This window comes from Planococcus wigleyi (assembly GCF_014836985.1).
Classification (GTDB): Bacteria; Bacillota; Bacilli; order Bacillales_A; family Planococcaceae; genus Planococcus; species Planococcus notacanthi.
The window spans coordinates 179403-199729 of sequence record NZ_JACSPU010000003.1 but is presented as its reverse complement, the minus strand read 5'-3'; the positions used below and the strand labels follow the sequence as shown (position 1 = coordinate 199729).

Annotated in this window: 19 protein-coding genes; 6 read left to right on the top strand and 13 right to left on the bottom strand. The window is 40.9% G+C overall.

The genetic code is table 11. From position 1 onward, the window contains the following. Positions 1–164: 164 nt before the first annotated feature. From H9630_RS09635 to H9630_RS09595, 9 genes are all read right to left on the bottom strand, one after another. Positions 165–1052, bottom strand: a complete 888-nt coding sequence (locus H9630_RS09635) for a hypothetical protein (RefSeq protein ID WP_101805595.1) — start codon at positions 1050–1052, stop codon at positions 165–167. A 198-nt stretch (positions 1053–1250) separates the two neighbouring features. Then, positions 1251–2435, bottom strand: coding sequence for a c-type cytochrome biogenesis protein CcsB (gene ccsB / locus H9630_RS09630; RefSeq protein WP_191715289.1), 1185 nt, complete (start codon positions 2433–2435; stop codon positions 1251–1253). Beyond that, positions 2432–4090 (bottom strand): cytochrome c biogenesis protein ResB, encoded by a 1659-nt coding sequence (locus tag H9630_RS09625; protein WP_191715288.1) that lies wholly within the window; start codon positions 4088–4090, stop codon positions 2432–2434. Before H9630_RS09625 ends, ccsB begins: the two co-directional genes overlap by 4 nt. Positions 4091–4103: 13 nt before the next feature. Then, complete coding sequence (gene resA, locus H9630_RS09620) at positions 4104–4640, bottom strand: thiol-disulfide oxidoreductase ResA (RefSeq protein WP_101191809.1); 537 nt, start codon at positions 4638–4640, stop codon at positions 4104–4106. A gap of 28 nt (positions 4641–4668) precedes the next feature. Next, positions 4669–5376 (bottom strand): cytochrome c biogenesis CcdA family protein, encoded by a 708-nt coding sequence (locus H9630_RS09615; protein ID WP_101191810.1) that lies wholly within the window; start codon positions 5374–5376, stop codon positions 4669–4671. Positions 5377–5480: 104 nt separating this feature from the next. Beyond that, complete coding sequence (locus tag H9630_RS09610; protein WP_101191811.1) at positions 5481–5921, bottom strand: disulfide oxidoreductase; 441 nt, start codon at positions 5919–5921, stop codon at positions 5481–5483. Continuing rightward, complete coding sequence (locus tag H9630_RS09605; RefSeq protein ID WP_149456927.1) at positions 5921–6607, bottom strand: DsbA family protein; 687 nt, start codon at positions 6605–6607, stop codon at positions 5921–5923. Before H9630_RS09605 ends, H9630_RS09610 begins: the two co-directional genes overlap by 1 nt. 28 nt (positions 6608–6635) lie before the next feature. Next, complete coding sequence (locus H9630_RS09600; RefSeq protein ID WP_101191813.1) at positions 6636–7730, bottom strand: copper resistance D family protein; 1095 nt, start codon at positions 7728–7730, stop codon at positions 6636–6638. Then, the gene (locus tag H9630_RS09595) at positions 7727–8293 is read right to left on the bottom strand and encodes a copper resistance CopC family protein (protein ID WP_101191814.1); all 567 of its coding nucleotides are present in this window, start codon (positions 8291–8293) and stop codon (positions 7727–7729) included. Before H9630_RS09595 ends, H9630_RS09600 begins: the two co-directional genes overlap by 4 nt. A 194-nt stretch (positions 8294–8487) precedes the next feature. On the opposite strand from H9630_RS09595, the gene H9630_RS09590 reads away from it, so the two are divergent. Beyond that, a complete protein-coding gene (locus H9630_RS09590) occupies positions 8488–8877 on the top strand; it encodes an ArsR/SmtB family transcription factor (RefSeq protein ID WP_101805597.1) in 390 nt (129 codons plus the stop codon). Between the two features lie 402 nt (positions 8878–9279). Here the strand turns inward: H9630_RS09590 and H9630_RS09585 are convergent, their stop codons facing one another. Together H9630_RS09585 and H9630_RS09580 are read right to left on the bottom strand one after the other, a co-directional pair. Further along, entirely contained in the window at positions 9280–10713 is a 1434-nt protein-coding gene (locus H9630_RS09585; RefSeq protein ID WP_101191816.1) for a murein hydrolase activator EnvC family protein, read from the bottom strand. Between the two features lie 383 nt (positions 10714–11096). After that, positions 11097–12584: an alpha-amylase family glycosyl hydrolase gene (locus H9630_RS09580; protein WP_101191817.1), complete on the bottom strand. Its 1488-nt coding sequence runs from the start codon at positions 12582–12584 to the stop codon at positions 11097–11099. A 315-nt stretch (positions 12585–12899) separates the two neighbouring features. Between H9630_RS09580 and H9630_RS09575 the strand changes: the two genes are divergently transcribed. Continuing rightward, positions 12900–13148 (top strand): hypothetical protein, encoded by a 249-nt coding sequence (locus H9630_RS09575; RefSeq protein WP_225218477.1) that lies wholly within the window; start codon positions 12900–12902, stop codon positions 13146–13148. Positions 13149–13311: 163 nt separating this feature from the next. Here H9630_RS09575 and H9630_RS09570 read toward each other — a convergent pair whose 3' ends face one another. Further along, on the bottom strand, positions 13312–14760 hold the full coding sequence (locus tag H9630_RS09570; RefSeq protein ID WP_225218476.1) for an N-acetylmuramoyl-L-alanine amidase: 1449 nt from the start codon (positions 14758–14760) through the stop codon (positions 13312–13314). Positions 14761–15090: 330 nt separating this feature from the next. On the opposite strand from H9630_RS09570, the gene H9630_RS09565 reads away from it, so the two are divergent. The 3 genes from H9630_RS09565 to H9630_RS09555 all read left to right on the top strand — a co-directional run bounded on the left by H9630_RS09565 (position 15091) and on the right by H9630_RS09555 (position 18205). Then, entirely contained in the window at positions 15091–15417 is a 327-nt protein-coding gene (locus H9630_RS09565) for an ArsR/SmtB family transcription factor (RefSeq protein ID WP_101805639.1), read from the top strand. A 464-nt stretch (positions 15418–15881) separates the two neighbouring features. Beyond that, positions 15882–16010, top strand: coding sequence for a transposase (locus H9630_RS18950; RefSeq protein WP_101191818.1), 129 nt, complete (start codon positions 15882–15884; stop codon positions 16008–16010). Between the two features lie 281 nt (positions 16011–16291). Then, a complete protein-coding gene (locus tag H9630_RS09555; protein WP_191715287.1) occupies positions 16292–18205 on the top strand; it encodes a heavy metal translocating P-type ATPase in 1914 nt (637 codons plus the stop codon). A gap of 188 nt (positions 18206–18393) precedes the next feature. Here the strand turns inward: H9630_RS09555 and H9630_RS09550 are convergent, their stop codons facing one another. Continuing rightward, positions 18394–19242 (bottom strand): cation diffusion facilitator family transporter, encoded by an 849-nt coding sequence (locus H9630_RS09550; protein WP_101191820.1) that lies wholly within the window; start codon positions 19240–19242, stop codon positions 18394–18396. A 442-nt stretch (positions 19243–19684) separates the two neighbouring features. Between H9630_RS09550 and H9630_RS09545 the strand changes: the two genes are divergently transcribed. Beyond that, on the top strand, positions 19685–20305 hold the full coding sequence (locus tag H9630_RS09545) for a CadD family cadmium resistance transporter (protein ID WP_101803174.1): 621 nt from the start codon (positions 19685–19687) through the stop codon (positions 20303–20305). Positions 20306–20327: the final 22 nt, after the last annotated feature.

Below are 20327 nucleotides of genomic sequence, written 5' to 3'. Positions count from 1 at the left end.
GGATTTTCAATTATAAAAGGGAATATCTATGTGACGGTGCTGCTTGGAACCTTGATAGCTATCCCAATGAATGGAAATTAAATGTCGTTATGGGCTTAGCGGTAACATCCGTACATAATTGGAAACTTGCTAAAGCAAAGTATCAATTTCAACGAATTTATCGATTATCGCTGCAAGTCGTTTTCTGAATTCAACATCATGGATTCAAAGAACAGAGAAGGCGAGTTTTCATTCCATTCGTTGAAACTTACGTTTGCTGTCCGTTCGGTTGTATAGCCATAAGCCAGTTGTGTACGAGGATCATCGGTCAACTGCAGTTTGACCAATGGCCCTTCAGGCGTCAGCCAGTTTAACTGGGCTAGACGGTTTTCAAGCGAAAAAGTGATCCACCCATCTTCTGCTTCTTCCGTTTCGAACAATGGTTCTTGCCCGATCATCATCCAGGTTTGGCTCTGATGTTTTGGCGGCAGCCAGTAATTTTTAGCTAAAACACCTTCCTCTAAAGTAAATTCAGGGATTTCGTGGCGAAGCTCTTGTACCCAGTCCCCATTGCCCAGCTGCAGGTTACGTGAAACGAAGACATTCCCCTGCAAAATTTCTGTATTTCCTTTAGTGAAGACTCCATACGGATTTGTTGTCGGATCGGGACCATAAATTTTTTCGTCCAGGCTTGCCACAGCTTCCGGGTTCCATGACTTGAAGTCGACCTCGGCCAGATTTTTGATATTCAAGGATAGAGCATATGGAATCCATCCGGTATTTTCAATTTCTTCAAAAATGAGCGATGTCCCATTTTCCAGTGTCCGTTCGACCAATGTGTAAGTTCCGACATTCAGGCCAAGCAAAGACATGTCATAGACAACTGTCATATCGCTGCCTTTTTCTGTAGCTACCGGTTCACTTAAGTTGATGAACATAGGCTTTTCAATCGCCAACGTCACTTCTTTGTCCGAATAGACCTCGACTTCATTTTTCAAAAACATGATAGCTGTAAAAATAATCAGCATCATGAAAAATACGACGAATAATAAAATCACTAATTTCCTGAACATATTTCCACCTCAGTTTTCTGTGTTGTAGCTAGTTTTGGTTAGAGTTTCTGAAACAAAAGAAAAAATCGCACAATAAAGCAGCGAATGAAGGTGTTTTGATAAGTTGCCCATAAGCCAACGAAATTTGGTTGAGTCACTTCCAGAGTCGTTCATAAATTAAAGCTAACAGTAAAAAAAGCGCCCTAGAGGCGCCTTTTTTTACGCGTATGAATGTAGTCCCGCAATGATCAAGTTGACAACTATTAAATTGAACATGATAATCGCGAAACCGATTACCCCCAACCAGGCTGATTTTTCACCTTGCCAGCCTTTACCGAGACGTAAATGCAGATAGGCCGCATAGAATAACCAAGTAACCAACGCCCAGACTTCTTTCGGGTCCCACCCCCAGAAACGGGACCAGGTGATTTGGGCCCAAATCATGGCAAAGACCAGCGCGCCCAGAGTAAATAATGGAAAGCCGATAATCACTGCACGGTAATTAATTTCATCCATCAGTTGAAGATTGACATTTTTCATTAGTGGTTGAATAAGTTGCGATATTCTCCGGCGGGTAATCAATCTAATTAGGACATATAGAACAGTTCCAACTAACAAAGACCACGTGACAGTCGTCAGTTTACTAGCATCTACTAACGCTGGGGTTTCGACTAGTGGTGTCATGGCATCCTCTGTTACTGGAACCGATTCATTCATACCGAAAATAGGGGGCATGTTATAAATAATCGTGGCTTCCTGATCATCTTTGTTCACATACTGAAAGGTGTTTTCATAATTTGTTAGGGTGAAGTAAGAACTTGAAATAACAAAACCTACGACTAGCACCAAAAAATACAGAATTCCTTCCAGCCAAAATCGCTGCTTTGACTTTTTTGACAAATCCACCACTTTGAGCAAGTAAATCAACCCCGCTGCCGCACTCATGGCCAAGATCCCTTCCGCAATGACAACCGTGCTGACGTGAATCGCCAACCAGTTTGTTTGAAGCGCCGGGATAAGCGGGCTGACTTCACTCGGGAACATGCTTGCATACGCAATAATCAACAAGGCCACCGGCAATACAACCATTCCTAAAACGGGTGTTTTATAGAGGAAATAAAGAATGATGAATCCTCCTACAAGCGTCATGCCGAACGCTGTCGTAAATTCAAACATATTGCTGAGAGGTGCATGTCCCGATACGATCCACCGGGTGAAGAAATAGCCGAGGTTTGCAAGAAAGCCAATCACGGTGATCGTAATCGCTACTTTTCCCCAGCGTTGTTCCGAGTTGAACGTTCCTTTCTTATTGCCTTTAACAGCTCCACCAAAAACGAAAGTGGCAATCAGGTAAGCAAAGAACGCAGCGTACAGTAAATTCGAGCTAATCTCGGTTAATGTCATGACGAAGACTCACCTTCCTTTTCCGCTTTCTCTTTTTTATCGATTTCATCCTGCTGATCTGTGTAAGCAGGCAATTTAGCAGAGTCAACCACTCGATCCAGGTCTTTCTTCAAGCCGAACCAGTTTTTATTGGTATGGCCAGCAAGCAGGATCGTGCCATCAGCCTTCTGCTGAATCCAGAAACGGCGGTGGTTAAAGTACATCCCCTGCGCGACACCAATCATGAAGATCAAACCGCCAAGGCCAAGAATCGGCAAGGTGCTGTCTTTGCGAACCGTTAAACCGGAGACATTACGCGTATCCGCATTCTGAAAGGTTAATTTGTATTGATTTTCACCGAGTGGTTCCACCGTATTCTGGATGGTGATAAAGCTTGTTTCCCCTTCCGGTGTTTCTGGGGCAGTCAGTTCCACCAGGAAACCGGGATTGTTTGGCAAAGGGGTCGCAGTTTGCGGTTCTCCATCTTCAAAACCAGAGAAATCTGGGTAATAACCAAGCAGTTCTACTGTTGATCCAGTCTCCAATTCGTACAGTGCATCCGGATTAATCAAGTCGATTGTCAATTCCCCCAATGATTCTTCCGTTTCTTTGTTCGTCAACGCGAATGTCATTGCCTTTAATTCATTCAGTTTATAATCCATTTGATACACGGCATAGCCATCAAATTTCAACGGCTGGTTGACACGGATCGGGTATTCTTGAACGACTTCCAAGTTATCGGTTGCACCGGGCAGGCTATCTTCCGGCTCTTGATAAAGAACGATATCTGTTTGGTAGTTCTTCACGACCGTTCCCACCCGATCGATTGCTTCCCCGAACTTCGCGTCTTCTCCTTCGCCCGTATACGTTTCCAATTTAAAGTTTTTGTTTTCCAGGTAATAGCCCGGCACTTCAGGAATCGCTCTGGTTTCGCCTTCGCGCAGCCAAAGCGTTTCATCGACATAAAATCCGGGCATCATCCGCAGCATGACGCCGAAAAGGAAAATAATCAGACCGATGTGATTGACGTAGGGGCCCCATCGGGAAAAACGGCCTTTTTCAGCCAATAGTCCATTTTTTTCTGTCCGGACAGTGTATTTCAACTCTTTTAATTTCGTTTCTGCTTTTTCCAGTGCATCTTCAGCCCCAGGGCCGCTGCCATAAATGCGCTGCTTGTCCATAAAGCTTGGATGGCGCAAAACCCGTTGGTTCTTTAACGACTTATAAAGCGGGACGAAACGGTCCAAGCTGGCAATTACCAACGAAATGGCCAACATCCCGACCAATGCGATAAACCAATAGGAGCTGTATAAGTCATGGAACCCAAGCGCATGATAGACGCGTCCAACACTGCCGTACGTATCGGCATAATAAGCTTGGATCGTTGCTTCGGTACTCGCTGGAACAAAAGCTTGCTGGGGCAGGATCGTGCCAATGGCTGCAGCTACCAACAGGACGACAATAATGCTGACTCCTACTTTGACACTTGAAAAGAAGTTCCAAATTTTATCGATGATGGATTTATTATAGGTTTGGGAACGTCTGGCTGTGCCCTCATAACGCATATCCACTAGCTTGCTGTTTTGATCTTTTTCAGTCAAAGAGCGCCCGCACGACTCACAAAGCTTCGTGCCAGGAGGATTCGTATGGCCACATTGGCATTGTACGTTTTCCATCTAAAAAATCTCCTTATTCGGGTTTGATTTCTTCCATGTAGCTGGCAATGTCCTCTTCAGACATCTCCCCGGTAATGATTTTCGTGATCTTCCCTTCAGGATTGACCAGCAGTGTAGTCGGCAAGGGACGAATGTTGTAAGCTTCCATTACACTTTTGGTTTTATCAATCACAATCGGAAAGGTTAAATCCCGTTGTTCCGCAAATTGTCTCACTTCATAATCGGACTGAGCAATATTGACGGCTAAGATTTGAACGCCTTGGTCCTTGTACACTTGATATTGTTTTTCCATCAGCGGAAATTCTTTCTCACACGGTTTGCACCAAGTCCCCCAGAAGTTCACAAACACGCCTTGACCTTGGTAATCCGATAATTGATGTTCTTTACCTTCAAGATCCACTAAGGCAAAGTCCGGAGCTTCATCTCCCACTTGCAATAGTTCACTTTTTTCACCTGCAAAGCTGTTGTAAATCGTAAAAACGATGGCTCCTGCCATCACCAGTAAGATAGCCGCCCGTACATAAGACCGCTTTTTCTTTTTAACTGTCATGTAAAAACCCTCATTTCTATCTAATCAGTTAGAATCCTGTAAATCCTCCTGTGAATTGAGAAAGGAAAGCAATAATTTCTGTCATCATATCAAAATACAATAAAACACCCATCAGAATCATCAATGCGCCGCCAATTGACATGAAAAGCGCACTCTTTTTCTTTAGAAAGCTCATTTTCTCAATGAACAGGGACATCAAAAGGAAGGGAATCGCAAAGCCTAACACATAAAACAGCATATAGAGGAGCCCTCTATCCGGATCGGCTACGCCAAGTGCAATGACCCCTGCCAAAATCGGTCCCGTACAAGGCGTCCACCCTGCCGCAAATCCAATACCAATCAAAACAGAACCGGCATATCCAGAGGGTCTTTTTTGGAAATGGACTTTTTTATCTGACAACAAAAAATCAAACTTCAAAATACCTGTAAGTACCAAACCGAAAAATACCATCAAAATCGCACCTAATTGCCGTAAAAGAGCTTGGTTTTCCAAGAAGAACGATCCGATAAATGAAGTGGATAATCCTAATGCCAAAAAAATGATGGAAAAGCCGATTAAAAAGAGAATGGTGTGAATCAACGCATTGCGCCTCATCACGCCTTTTTCGGTTTTCAAGTCATTCACTGAAACACCGGTAATGTACGAGAGAAAAGCTGGATACAGCGGCAGGGAGCAGGGAGAAAGAAATGATAACAGTCCTGCACCAAACGCTAGAAGTAAACTGACTTCTGCCACATGGTCATCTCCTTATAAAAATTTACAGCATGAACCAGTCATACCTGCTTATGATTTAAACGGACTTCTTGCGGAATCGATAGGTAACGCTGAAAAATCGAAGGTCAATCCTTCTTGTTTTTGACCACTAAGACCACCATGGCTACTGAAATCAAGATGAAGGCAATCAGCGCGAGGAAAGGAATTGTCACAAATCCAAACCAGTTGATATACTCAGAGCTGCAGGGAACACCACTAACACAGGGTTTAATCCCCCCGAAGCCAGGTACTTTTTGTTCCAGGTAATGGAGAATCGAAATACTTCCTCCCAAAAGCGATAAAGGCAAGACGTAAATAAATACCTTTGCATCGTTCCGGAATGTGGCAATTCCTAAAATCAAGACCAGTGGATACATCGCGATTCGTTGATACCAACAAAGTTCACAAGGAATGAATCCTTTGATTTCACTGAAGTACAGACTGCCAAGTGTCGCAATCAATGCCACAAACCAGGCACCGTATAACAAAATCGCATTTTGGCTGGATTGTATTCTTTCTTTCTCCATTACTCCTCACCCATCAATTCTTGTTCAATCAGCTCTTTAATCGCTTCATAGTCAAACGGATCTTCTAATGTCTGCCCATTGATAACAATCGTCGGTGTTTGGGCAACTCCAGCTTCTTCCACTAACGCTGTGTCAACTTCCACAGCATCCATTGTGGCTTGCTTTTCCATATCTTCTTTCAATTTCGTTTGATCGATTGATGGATAAACTGCTGCCACTTCCAGAACTTTTTCAGGAGTGATCCAGGCCCCGTCATGGTTTACTTCTGGCTGTGCCGCAAATAGAGCTTTGTGGAAATCCCAATAAACTTCCGGACTTTGCTGATAAACGGATTCTGCCGCTAGAGAAGCTAACGTAGATTCCTCTCCATGGAAAAGAACGTTGATATAGGAAAACTTCGCCTCTCCTGTGTCCACGTAATCCTGAACGAGTTGCGGATAAACCGTTTCTCCCCACGCTTTGCAAGAAGGACATTTGAAGTCTCCAAATTCGACGACTGTAACTGGAGCTTCTTCTTCGCCTAAAATCGGCTGTCCGCTGAGATCGATTTGTGCCGTTTCCACTGCTGGCGCTTCTTGTTGATTAGTCAAAACCACAATCGCAACCAAAATCACAACTGCTAAAGATGTTAAGAGAACCGCAAACTTCAAGCCGGATGGCTTAGCTTTTTTCTGATTGTTATTCATAATCTTCCTCTTTTCTGTATAGGTTTATTTAAGAAATACTCATCATCAATCCTACATACAATGCCAACACACTAAATAGGCTCATTAATAAGGAAACGAATGAAGGTGCCTTCTGCTTAAAGCAGTAGAGAACAAGAAAACCAAAAATGACAGCTACCCCAAAGAACAACGAGCCCAGAAGAGTGAAATCAACTTGCAGGTGCATCGCGGGATCGATCTGCCCCGAATAAAAGTAACGGAAGAGATCGGAGGCACCACTTCCCTTCAAGTAGGCTTCAATGGAATGAGGAGGCTCTTGCTGGCCCAATACGGCAGTTGCCGCAAAAATCAACAGCAAGACGACGCTTTCTGCCCTTGACCAAGGAACCGGATTTATGTCTTCTCCACGTTGGAGTTTTCTTCTCATCCAGACCCCATTAATCCAAGCGAACAACAAAACAGGGAGTACCAGTAAATGCTTCAGCAAGATTGCCTGGCCGTAGGGCATCATCCAAGCATCTTGATATTCCGTTACATCCACCGCCAATGTCATGATAAAAATTCCTGAACCGACGACAATCGCCAAACAACTGAGGGCTACCGGTGTATACCATTTTAAAAAGGACAGCCAGTTTTGTGCAGTAGTCGAAAACCAACTCACCACCAACAACAAGCCTACCCAAACCGCGACAGCTGTAAAATGCAGCGTATGAACAACAAAGCCACTCCAGTCGGTCAGGGAAGCTGCATGGCTTGCCCATCCCACCGCCAAAAGCAGAATAAAGGAAAAAACAAGCGCAATGCCTATAAATGCTTTTCTTTTAAAGACTGGAACAAGCGACACAAAAAGGTAGAAAAATACCGAAATAAAAACAGTTACGGTCCAGGCTTGCCCAACTTCGAATTCTCCTATGACATTTTGAGTTGTTACTAAAAGACCGATATCTTCATAGAGAAACAGAATTAATCGAATGACCGGTGCCGCAGACAAGAAGGCGATTCCCAGAATGGCCACTTGCAACACACGTTTGTTGATTTTCAAGTGGGGCTTTAGGTGAGACGGAACCAGTTGAATCACCAATGTACCGATCAACAGGGAAAAGCATAGATACAGCAGAGTCTCTGTTACATAAATCCAAATCATTTATTTCCCCTTTTATTCGACACCCACATCAACGTGCCAACAGCAATCACTGCCAGTATCATCAACACAATCACCATCACATAAGGTGCATTAGTCGTTTCCTGAGGAGCCGCTAGATTTTCATTTAGAGGTTCTTCCGTTTCCCCTTGGTCTGCCAGTTCGTCCTCAGTGGACGGCGTAGCTTCTTCTGTTATCCCTGAAGAGATTAAGTCCTCACTGACTTTTAGGGTAAAGGCATAAGTTCCTTCAATGGGATGGCCATCAGCTCCGATGATCTTCCAGTTGACCGTATAGGTGCCGTTTGCTATTGCCGCCCCTAACGTCCCTGTCATGGACTGTCCACCAATTTCAACACCTATTGGAACTTCCTGTCCTCTTTCATCTTCCACCGTAAAAGAGCTTCCTTGTTCCAAGTCGGTATTGAATTCCAATACCATTTCTTGCAATTCCTCGGTGACTACATCTCCCTCTGCAGGGTTAGCACTTTCCAATGCGGTGTGCGCAAAGACGGCTGATGATGTTAGAGATAAGAAAAATAATAGGAATAAGACCACTTTTTTCACTAGACTTCACCTCTTTACTCGTAACTTTTTTCTTGTAAAACTGATGCTTTTACAGCACTTTTTCTTTTTATTCCCCATTCATTCTAACAGGCGAACAACAACATTTAAACAATCGTTTGAATATAAGATTGACAAAGTTTCGAATTTTTCCTACACTGGACATAATCAAACGAACATTTGAATGAGGTGGAACCATGGATGAAATAAAAATCAAAGTTAAAGTTGGAACAAAACAAGATACTTGCCAAACCTTTTGCTATGACGAAGAAGTGATTGAGCGAATTCAGCCCAAGCTCGTTGGAATCAGTGGAGTTGAATTGCTTTTCAAAGCACTTTCGGATGCAACGCGCTTAAAGATCACCTATGCGTTAACGCTGGAAAAGGAACTATGTGTATGTGATGTCGCCAATATTCTCGAGACTACAACGGCCACAGCCTCTCATCATCTTCGCTATTTACGAAATATGGGCTTAGCGAAATATGAAAAAAGAGGGAAATTGGTCTTTTACTCACTGACAGATGATCACGTAAAGCAACTGGTACGCATTGCGTTGGAGCACGCCAAAGAGGATCGATACAAATGAGCAAAGAAACGAATGGTTATCAAATGCGTAATCTGTACGGCAAAATTCGAGAAAAACATTCGGAACATTCTTTCTGTTCAAGATGTTCAGTTGAATTGCGGCGCTTCGAAAATCTCAGTTGCCGGTGAAGCCTCTATATGAACAGTTGGAAAAAGTGAGAAAATCATTTGACCCTTTTTTTCGAAACGGTGCCTTTGCACTAGGATTGAAAATACTGGCGTTGCTTTTAATCATCCCAGGGTTGCTCACTCTTTGGATGGCTATCTTCGCTGACATGAGCACCACATTAATTGTCGTATTGAACTCTCTTCGACTGATGAAGAATAAATATTAAGAAGATAACTTAAAGAGAAAATGAAATAAAGAAACAGCCGACATCTCTTGGGATGTCGGCTGTTTTTGTTAAGATCCAATATAATTTCGTGGATCAACTGCATTGGAACTTGAACCGTTCCAGATGCCGATATGTGTTTCGAAATGTAGATGTGGTCCGGTCGAACGCCCGGTATTCCCCATGCCACCAATTCGTTGTCCCTGAGATACTGCCTGACCAGTAGAAACGTCAATCGAGTTCAAATGGCCATATACCGTCGTCATCGTTTGCCCATTGACTGAATGTGTAATGACAACGGCATTACCTAGTCCGCCCATCGTACCAGCACTTGAAACGTAGCCGTTGGCTGCTGCCATTACCTGTGTACCTGGAACATTAGCAATGTCCATGCCTGCGGTAAATTCAGGTCCATCTCCAATATCACGCCATCCAAAATTAGAGGTGTTTCTGCCTGCTGCTGGTCGGATAAACGGAGACCCCGAAGCTGCTGCAGGAGCTTCATACTCACTGGCTGGTGCATTCGCTTCTACGGATTTTTCCACGCTCGGTGTTTTTACAGCTGCTGATTTTGTACTGCTCTCAGCCGCAGCTTTTCGTTCTTCTTCAGCTTGTCTCGCGGCAGCTGCTTCTTCAGCTGCTTGTTGTTCAGCCGCCGCCTGTTCAGCCGCAGCTTTTCGTTCTGCTGCCAACTTGCGCTGACGTTCTTCTTCAGCTTTTCTTGCCACTTCTGCAAGACGCTTCTGTTCATTCACAATTTGTGTTTCCAGTTCCGCACTGATGTCCAGAGCTTCAGCACGCTGACCCTCTAAATTGGATTTCTCACTTGCTAAACGTTCTTGTTCAGCTTGTAATTCTCTCCCAAGACCTGCTTGCTCCGCTTTTTGCCCATCAAGTGAAGATTTAAGAGTTTCTAACTCTGCGCGACGTTCTTCTTGCTCAGCAAGTTTTGTTTCAACTTGTGCTTTTTGCTCAGCCAGCAATTCTTTGTCTGCCGCCTGTTCACGCATGATGTTACGGTCTGCTTCGATTAACGTATTCACGGCTGAAAAACGGTCGATGAAATCAACAAAGCTGTTTGCGCCAAGTAATACATCTATGTAATCCACCGAGCCTCCACTTAATTGGATGGCACGTGCCCGTTCTTGTAGTAATTCCGTACGTTCAGCAATTTTTTGCTCAAGTTCAACAATTGAAGCCTTTAATTCTTCAATTTCCTCTTTTGTTTGTGCAATAGTGCCTTCAACGCTAGCGATTTTCGCTCCAGTTTCTTGAATTTTAGCATCAAGTACCTGAATTTGTGCCATGATTTCTTCCAATGTGGACTTATTTTTAGATATTTCATTCGACTTTTCGTTGATTCCAGAGTTTAATTCGCCTTGCCTCTGTTCAACTTGCTGTTTCTTTTGCTCTAGTTCACTTAGTGTATCAGCACTTGCTGTTGGTACCAGCAGTGATAAAGCCAATACAGAAGTCAAACCAGTCAACATCCATTTCGATATCATGTTTCGTTTCCCCTTTCAAATCCCAATTCATTTCTCTCTATATCGTTCTATTTAGAAAAACTTAAAATATGCGTGTACATCCGTTAAAGTCATTCAGGAAGTAGCTATCAGTTAACTTCATGAGTTTAAAAACCCAGTTTAGTTTAACTATTTTTAGTTCCCTACAAATTCCGGCTCTGTTATTGTAACACCCTATACGGTTTGCTTTGTTACAGTCACATTTCATTTTGGTATAAAATAATAACAATTTAACATTTTTACTTGAAAATATTAGGGGATAGAAAAATCCAACTCATAAATATAAGTCGGATTGCTTACTTGTATGCTTATTTACTATCATTACTCTTATAACAAATTTTGGGCGTTGACATGTGAAATTCGCTTTACCCATGGTTAGGCTTTGGGAATTCTTCAACATCACTATTCTTTGATTTATTTGCTTTAGCTAAGTTCCGTTTCCGTCCTCTACGCCAAGCCAACACAAGAAAACTTATAAACAACGTATAAAGAAGAATTAAGGCAGCAATATAGGCTTTATTAAATCCCTTTCGTTCGATGACATTGAAGGCTTCCCCTAACTCACGATCCAATGTAATTTGGTAATCACCGTCATCATTCTGACGAACCACGTCATTTTCAAATAATCCCCGCATTTCTTTGTCGTCACCAATCACTTCGGCTGGTATCGTCAAACTCTTTGTTGAGGAGGAATTATTAATAGCGATAATCCATGACTCTTCCTTATTAGACCGTTTATAGACAAGCCATCCATCCTTTTCATGCAAGACTTCCGTTTCTCCTGTCCGAAGTGCTTCCGACTGATTTCGAAGCGAAGTCAAACTTGTAATGTGGTCAATCAGTTCTTCGTCTACCCCCATATTTAGAATAGAGTGAGATTCAGGGGGGGCACTTCCGTTCATAGCAATCTCGGAGCCGTATTGAACAATCGGGATTCCGGGCATGGTCAATAACTGAAACATCAATAAGTTCCATCTCGTTGGGGGAAACCCTCTCACTGCCACTATATCAGATGTAAAGCGATTGCTTAAAAGAGAATCCACTCGAGTTAATTGGCCCTCAGCCGTCTCTTCAAAGTCCGGAGAAGTTGTTGAAAGGGGATCGAAATTTTTATAACTGCTTCGCAAATCCTCTTCTATACCAGGCTTTACAACCGCATCCAGTCCGGATTGAGGTCCCATTTCTAAGTCGCTTATGATATAGACATCCCGAATACTTTTCATGGTTTCTGAAAATTGACTAATAAAATCTTCATCCAATTGATCTGCGGTTTGTAGGCGAATTCCATCTATTTCATATTCTTCGACAAATTCACTGAACCAATCAATTAATTTTCTTTGAGCTTCCGGATTTGTTGTATCCAGTGCCATCGTTCCATCTTCATTTTCAGAGAACCACTCCGGATTCTCTTTGTTCCATACGTGTTCTTTGCTGACCCGTTGAGTTGGAATATCGATTATTACTTTCATATCCAACTCATGGATTTTATCAATGGCCTCTTGAAACTCCTCCTCCGTACCAAAATGACGTTCAAATTGTTGATAATCGATTACTTCTTTTCCGTCATACGTATCCGTCGCAAATACCGGCCCAATCGATACCATTGTAAATCCCATATCTTTGATGTACTGCATTTCGCTTGCCAATCCTTTAAAATCGCCACCATTGAATGCGGTTATATCCCGGGAATCCACTTCATAGTCATTCTGTATAACTTTATTGAAGTAACGATCGACTAACAGGTCGTATATGATTTCATCTTGCAGTGAATTCTTTTCTTTTGCTGCTGCTGGAGTTACTAAGCTCACTAATAAAATTCCAGTTATAATTGCTAAAAACCACTTTGCTTTCAATCCAACTTCCTCCTTCGGTAAAACTCATCGATTTCCTTACGTCCGGTCTAGTTTATCAAACAGCAGGCATCGCTACTATGCAATATTATCAAAAATCAAGTATCTCTAGCTTAGTTTCGTCGAAACTGTGAAGAAAGATGTTTGCTTCATGGTTGATTCCCCATCCAGTTCAGTACCAATGCACATATCTTTTTTCATAGAATTGCCTTATTACTTAGTTGATTAATCGCCTAAATCCATTAGAGTTAGAGTTACCTGACGAGATAAGTTCAGTTAGTAAAAATACCTAAACAGAAGAAGTGAGGGAGGAAAAAGATGACAGCAACGAAAAAAGAGAACAAAAGAAAACAAAAAAAAGAGAGATCCTCAACATACGGATTCCTCTTTTATAGTGTGGCTCTCTTTGTTTGGGCCCTTTATGATTTTGTTTTGAATGATAAAACGGGATGGCAAATGCCCATTTTGCTTATTGGACTGGCTATTTACCTTTGGTCAAAAGTGTTTTACCACCAACAACTAGTTAAACAACTTGCTGAAACTAAAAACAGTTTTAAAAAAACTTAATGACAGAATTTCTTTCGAATCCGAACAGGACAAACGGTAAATTCATATAAAACTCATCCTTCTCCATTAAAAAGAGTTGGCGAAAAATGCTGAAAATTATTCAAATACAAGATATTCAATCTTTTCCTTCATTACAGAAGCAGTACTTAAAAATAGTTGTAGCTCAATGCAGCTTTTTGCTGAGCGAAGCTCCAGCTTTTTTGTAGTATGGCAATACATCAGTTCGTTTTTCATAATGGTAAAAATAGTCCAGTGTACCGAGAAATAACGCTTTCCCCATTCTTTGACGCTCCAACTCCGATTTTATAAATTGAAGATCCTTCGAATTATCGATAAATCCTATTTCAGTTAGGGAGGCAGGAACTGTGTTTTCACGCAGCACGGCTAAATTCCCTACTTTAACTTGACGATTGGTCAACTTCCACGCTTCTTGCATGCGTGCCTGCAGATAAATGGAAAGCGCACGTGACTCTTGGACGTTCGGATTTGTCGCTGTTGTTTTCGCATAGTAAAAGGTTTCTTGTCCGTTTACTTCGCCATTAAATTTATTGGTATGAATGCTAACAAAAACATCTCCATCATTTTTTGCTGCTGCCTTAGCACGGTCACTTAACTCAATGAAAACGTCGGTACTGCGTGTCATTGTAGTAGCAATCGGTGTTTGATCAAAATAATTTTTCATGTGTTTTCCGACATTTAGAGTAATCATCTTTTCTTGAAAACCATTAGCGACGGATCCCGGATCTGTCCCTCCATGACCGGGATCTATAATAACTTTCAAATCACTCGTTCCTAGGGAAGTGGAAACTGGCGCTGGAACAGTTGGCTTTAAAGCTACAAGATAATTTGTACTGACGTAACCAATAACACCATTCACCTGAACATGTGACCAGCCATTTTTTGATGAAGCGACATTAACGGTTGTTCCATGTTTCAAACTGCTTATTACTTTATCCGAAGTGCTGGGACCAGAACGCATATTTAAAGCATCAGCACCTGTATTAACATACATTGTCTTGCTAAATGAAACACCCTCCGGTTTAACTCTGAAATTTTCATTTAAGCTTCTTGCCAAAAAAATTGCAAAGTCTGCTCGAATGATGGTCTCGTCCGTTCGAAAACTGCCATCAGGAAAGCCTTGTGCAATTCCTTTTCGCATTAAGTTGTCCACCGAAGTAGAGATACTGATTCCACCCAAATTAAAACTCCTATTTATCAGAAGAGCCATCTCTCCACGAGATAGAACTTTATATGGTTGAAACGAGCCATCGGGATAACCTGATATTATCCCTTTCCGAACTAATTCATCCACATACCCTGAAGCGAAGTTGCCTACTCTTACGTCAGAGAATTTGGTATTTCTTTTAACTCCACTTAACCCTAGTGCTCTGCCGAGCATAGCGGCTGCTTCACCTCGGGTTACCTGTCGGTTAGGCACAAAAGTTGTTGCCGTTACCCCGTGGACAAAACCACGAGTCACGAGATACGAGATTTCAGCTTGAGCTCGATGATTAGCTACGTCTACGAAAGTGAGATTTGTATTTGCATAACTTTTTGGCGTGTATATCGAGACTAGCAAAATCATTAAAAGCATTATTATCCATTTTTTCAACTCATAATACCTCCTATTTTATACCTACAATATACTTTAAACTGTTTCTACTTGAATACACATCTGACATTATATTTAATTTTTATTTTATTTTGTCATTTTAATCGGAACACCTGGGCAGAAAGATACATTTCGTTATAGAGATTTGGCTTTTCCAATGAGATTCAGCTGGTTATACGGGTGCAATTCGATAATTTTAAGCTAAAAAGAATACTCTGGGAATATACTTGACAATTAATAAAAGAAAACCTTATAATCAATATATGAACATATGCTCATATATTTATTATAAGGTTAAAATATATCTTTGGAGGTCTTTAGAAGATGAGTATGGATTTTGAAAAAAAAGAAGTTTCCGTCACGAGTAGCCGGTTAGATGAAGAAACCCTCTTTGTCGTCTCCCAAACATTTAAAGCATTAAGTGACCCTACTCGAATTCGCATTTTGAATCTGCTGTGTTCCGGTGAATACTCCGTCAATGACCTGGCAGAAAAGTTGAATTTGGGGCAATCCACGGTGTCGCATCAACTGCGTTTTCTGAAACAGTTGCGATTAGTGAAATATCGTAGAGCTGGAACCACACTCTACTATTCGGAAGACGATAATCATGTCATGAATCTTTTAAAGCAGGCCATTGAACACGCGATCCATCATTGAAAAACGTTTAATTACAAGATTCACAGCTGGACATCCTATGCGTTGAAAGGAGTAAAAAAAATGGCACATGATCATAACCGATTACAAAAAGATGCTTCCAATCTCCTGCATTCAATGGGATTAAGTTATACACGACCGACTTATACACTTCAAAAATCGGATCCCAAAAAGCCAGACACTTTAGTTTAAGAGACCTTTCCAACATTTAAAAAAATTGATAGACGGTGAGATTGATCACCTGTATTTGAAGATGATTCGTGATTACCAAGACCGGTACCTGGTTCCTCAAAGGAAAACAGCGACTCATTCCCACCTATGGCCAGCATAAGGGCGTGAAGCTGATTGGTACGGCGGATTATGAGACCGGTGCAATTTTCTGCATCGAAGAAGAATAGTATAATGCCCATGCTTTTCTACGTTTCCTCTCGAGAATCTGAGCGATTTAATCAACGGGTAAAATTGTCATGATTCTAGACAACGCTAGGATTCACCACGCCAAATTGATTCAGCCATTCTTGGAAGAAAATCGATGTCGCCCTCAAATGGTCTTTTTGCCTCCGTGTAGTCCCATATTGAACATAATGTTAATGTAAGGTGTCTGGAAATAGTTAAAGGAAACAGTCATTAACAATGTATTCTTTGGCAACGTCCAGAAAATTATTCTGGCTATCAGTGCGTTTCTTCAGGACGTCATGCGCCGAAAAAAGAAACGATTGATCGGTTGTGCGTTAGATTAGTAAACATTAATTCAACTTATATAGATGATATTACACGCCACTTTTTTTAGTTTAGAGGGAATAAGTCCACAAAATTTATGGACACAAACAATAAGTGTACGAAAACCAAAGAGACTACATTTAAAGAGGTGATAGAAATGGAGACAGTTAAAGAACAACAATCTCATGAAACACATAACCATGACCATGATCACGGAAAGATGCCCATTATTTTGTACTTCATTGGTTTAGCCCTAGCGCTTATTGCTTTATTTTTAAATGGAGAGTATACAATTACTAAGAACATTTTATTTTCAATTGCAACAATTAGTGCGGGCTATCATGTCATTCTTCTTGAAGGAATTGGAGAAACAGTTGAAAATACAAAAGCCAAAAATAAATTTACACCTAATTCCCACATTTTAATGGGATTAGCTGCACTTGGTGCTTCACTGATAGGGAATTTTTGGGAAGGAACGTTGCTGATTCTCATATTTTCTGGTGCGCATTTTTTAGAAGATTATGCTGAAGGTAGAAGCAAACGAGAAATCACAAAATTACTTAAACTGAATCCAACGACTGCCAGATTGATCATTTCTGATGGCAATACAAAGATTGTTGATGTTAATGAATTAAAAGTGGGAGATCGGCTCCAAGTATTGAATGGAGATCAAGTACCCATTGACGGAGTCATTTTATCTGGAAATATCTCCATTGATGAATCTTCTATCAATGGAGAAAGTATCCCTAAAGAAAAATCAAAAGGAGACGTGGTTTTTGGGAGTACGATTAATGGAACAGGAACTTTCACAATGGAAGTCTCAAAAGAAAATAAAGATACTGTCTTTTCAAAAATCTTACAACTAGTCAATCAAAATCAAAATAATCAAACAAAAGCCGCCAGTATTATCCAGAAATTTGAACCGAAATACGTTACAGTTGTTTTAATGGCAATACCGCTCTTCATTATACTCACTCCTATGATTTTGGATTGGACTTGGTCACAAAGTACTTATAGAGGATTAGTTCTTCTAGTCGCAGCTTCACCGTGTGCTCTAGCTGCAGCTACCGTATCCGTAACTTTGTCAGCCACTTCAAACCTAGCTAAAAGAGGCGTACTTTCAAAAGGAAGTTCATATTTGTCTCAATTAGCCGGGATTCAAGCAATTGCCTTTGATAAAACGGGAACCTTAACGAAAGGAAAACCTGAAGTAACCAATTATTATTTTACTAATTCTGTAAACGAAGAAAATATTATTGATATCGTAGTGGCTCTTGAAAAGGAATCCAACCACCCCTTAGCAGATGCTATTCTAAGAAAGTTTGAACAAAAAAATAAACTAGCTATTGAAGTAGAAAATCAGATTGGTAGAGGATTGACAGGAGATTACAAAGGTAAAAATTATCGAATAGGAAAGCCGACTTCTTTTGACGGTGTTTCAGATGAATATATTCATTTAAATAGTGAATGGGCGTCAGAAGGTAAGACAGTCGTATATGTAGCAGAAGATGAAGAAGTGATTGGTCTGATTGGGCTAATGGATATTCCAAGTGAACATGCGAAAGAAACTATTGAGTATTTTAAAAAACTAGGTATACACACTACTTTAATTACTGGTGATTCTGAAATGACCGGGAAGGCGGTTGCTGAACAGTTAGGACTGGATGAAGTTATCGCTAATGTTATGCCGGAAGACAAATCTAATATTATAGATCAACAAAAAGAAAACTATGGCATAACCGCTATGGTGGGCGATGGTGTAAATGACGCACCTGCTCTTGTGAAAGCAGATGTCGGAATTGCTATGGGAGATGGTACGGATGTTGCAGTAGATGTATCTGATCTAGTTTTAATGAAAAACGATTTATCCAAATTAGTAAAAGCTCATCAGATTTCCTTAAAAATGAATCGTGTTATTTGGCAAAATATTATTTTCTCAATGACAGTTGTAGCATTTCTAATTATCGTTACCTTATTAGGATTAACGGATATAGCAATCAGCGTCATTATTCATGAAGGAAGTACATTGGTTGTAATTCTCAATGGGCTTCGTTTGTTAAGATCTAGATAATCTGGTCCAGACTTTTTTAAAATAGGATTACTATAAAGTGTTTGTAAAAGTACTTTTTTACAAACTTATACAGACCAAAAGAGAGAAAAGAGGCTTTTAAATTTGCCCTTTTCTCTCTTTTACTTAAGCAACTCCTAGAAAGCTATTGAGAGTTCCCTTAGAAATCATACGCACTAAAAGGAAGGTTATTAGCGGTCTTTCCATTCCAATTCAATGGCGGAATGGACAATCCTCAGGTCGGAAGTAGCCTTTCTTACTTTTTCTTTTATAGCGGCTGAATCCGCAAGGTTATCTCCCTCAACAGAAAGATGTAGATTCAGTGCATTCTCTTCTCCGTCGATCGACCAAATATTTAAATCCCCGACAGACAATACCCCTGGAATTTTCTCGATTTTCGCCTGTATTTCTTCTATATCAATTCCTTCGGGCACGCCTTCTAACAGAATTTTCATGGTTTTAGTAAGATTGCGCACAACGTTCACTAAAATAAACAGGGCAATTGCCAGGGATAAAATCGGGTCGAGGATATGAATATCCTTGAACAGCAGAACAATGCCGACAATCAGTACTGCCACCCATCCTAAAACATCTTCGAGCATATGCCAGGACAGGACTCCTTCATTTACTGATTTTCCTTTATGTAACTTGAAAGCTGCATAACCATTTAAAAGAACGCCTACAATGGCAAACCAAATCATCCCTTGGGCATTGGAATGTTCCGGATTAAACAGCAAAGGGATAGCCTGAGTAAAAATATAAATAGAGCCAGCAATCAAAACAGCTGCATTGATTAATGCGCCCAAAAGGGAAAAACGTTTATAGCCGAACGAAAACTTCTCATCCCCTTCTTTATTTGAAAAGTTTTGTAGAAACCAAGAAATCCCTAAAGCAATAGCGTCTCCTAGATCATGAATAGCATCAGACATGATTGCGACACTGTTAATTAAAAAGCCGCCAATGAGTTCTCCTATTGAAAATAGAAGGTTGATCATGAAAGCCAACTTGATATTCTTGGTGGATTTATGAGCTTTTGCCATGATACGTCCCCTTTCCCTGACTCCTGTTTTAGTTTCGATTTTAGAAAAATTACGTGGATTCTAAATGCACAGCAGAATCATCTGTCCTTTAGTCATCTATTCCCCGGAAACATCAAAATATGCATAACATTAATAAGTGGCCAATCGTTCATGTGGTCGTGCTTACTCAATGGCTAAATTAATATTCAACTTGTTTTCCTATCACTACTGATTTGCCATAGATTACAGGTGTTTTTTAAAATTCGTCACTTATTCATAATCGCAAAATCTATTACTTCGTTCATTCTAACAAGCATACTCAAATATTAAAACAATCATTTGAATGTATCATTGACAATCTAGCGAAATCTTTGTACACTTGCATTAATCAAACGTTCGTTTGAATGTTTAACTATTAGAAGGATATTAGTTGGTTCTAGTATTCACAAAGGAGTTGGTGGTGCTGATTACGACAATTTTTTCCGCTGTTGCAGCTTATATTGCGACAAGTATTGATTACGTCATCATTTTATTGATTCTGTTTTCACAGACCAAAAAATCCGGCCAATTAAAATCCATTGTCGTCGGTCAGTATTTGGGGACAGCCCTATTGGTTGGCGTCAGTCTATTGGCTGCATCCGGTCTTACCTTCGTTCCGGAACATTGGGTCGGGCTGCTCGGACTGATTCCAATTTATCTGGGAATCAAAGTGTGGTTTAAAGAGGAAGAGGAAGAGGAGAACGACGAAGAGGATATCCTGTCCCGCTTGTCTTCCGGAAAATCCAATCGTTTTTTTGTAACCGTCACAGTCATTACACTGGCGGCTGGCGGTGACAACATCGGTGTCTACATACCCTATTTTTCAACCTTAAATTTGAGTGAGACCGTTGTGATGCTTGTTGTCTTTGCCATTATGACAGCTGTTTTGTGTTACCTCAGCTACCGTTTGGCCTCCGTTAAATCAATCTCGGAAACAATCGAGAAATGGGAACGCTGGATTGTGCCGGTCGTCTTTATCGGACTGGGCATCTTGATCATGGTGGAGAACGGGACATTCCGTTTCCTTTGGAGTTTAGTGAGCTGATATGGTTTTCGAGTTTTGTTTT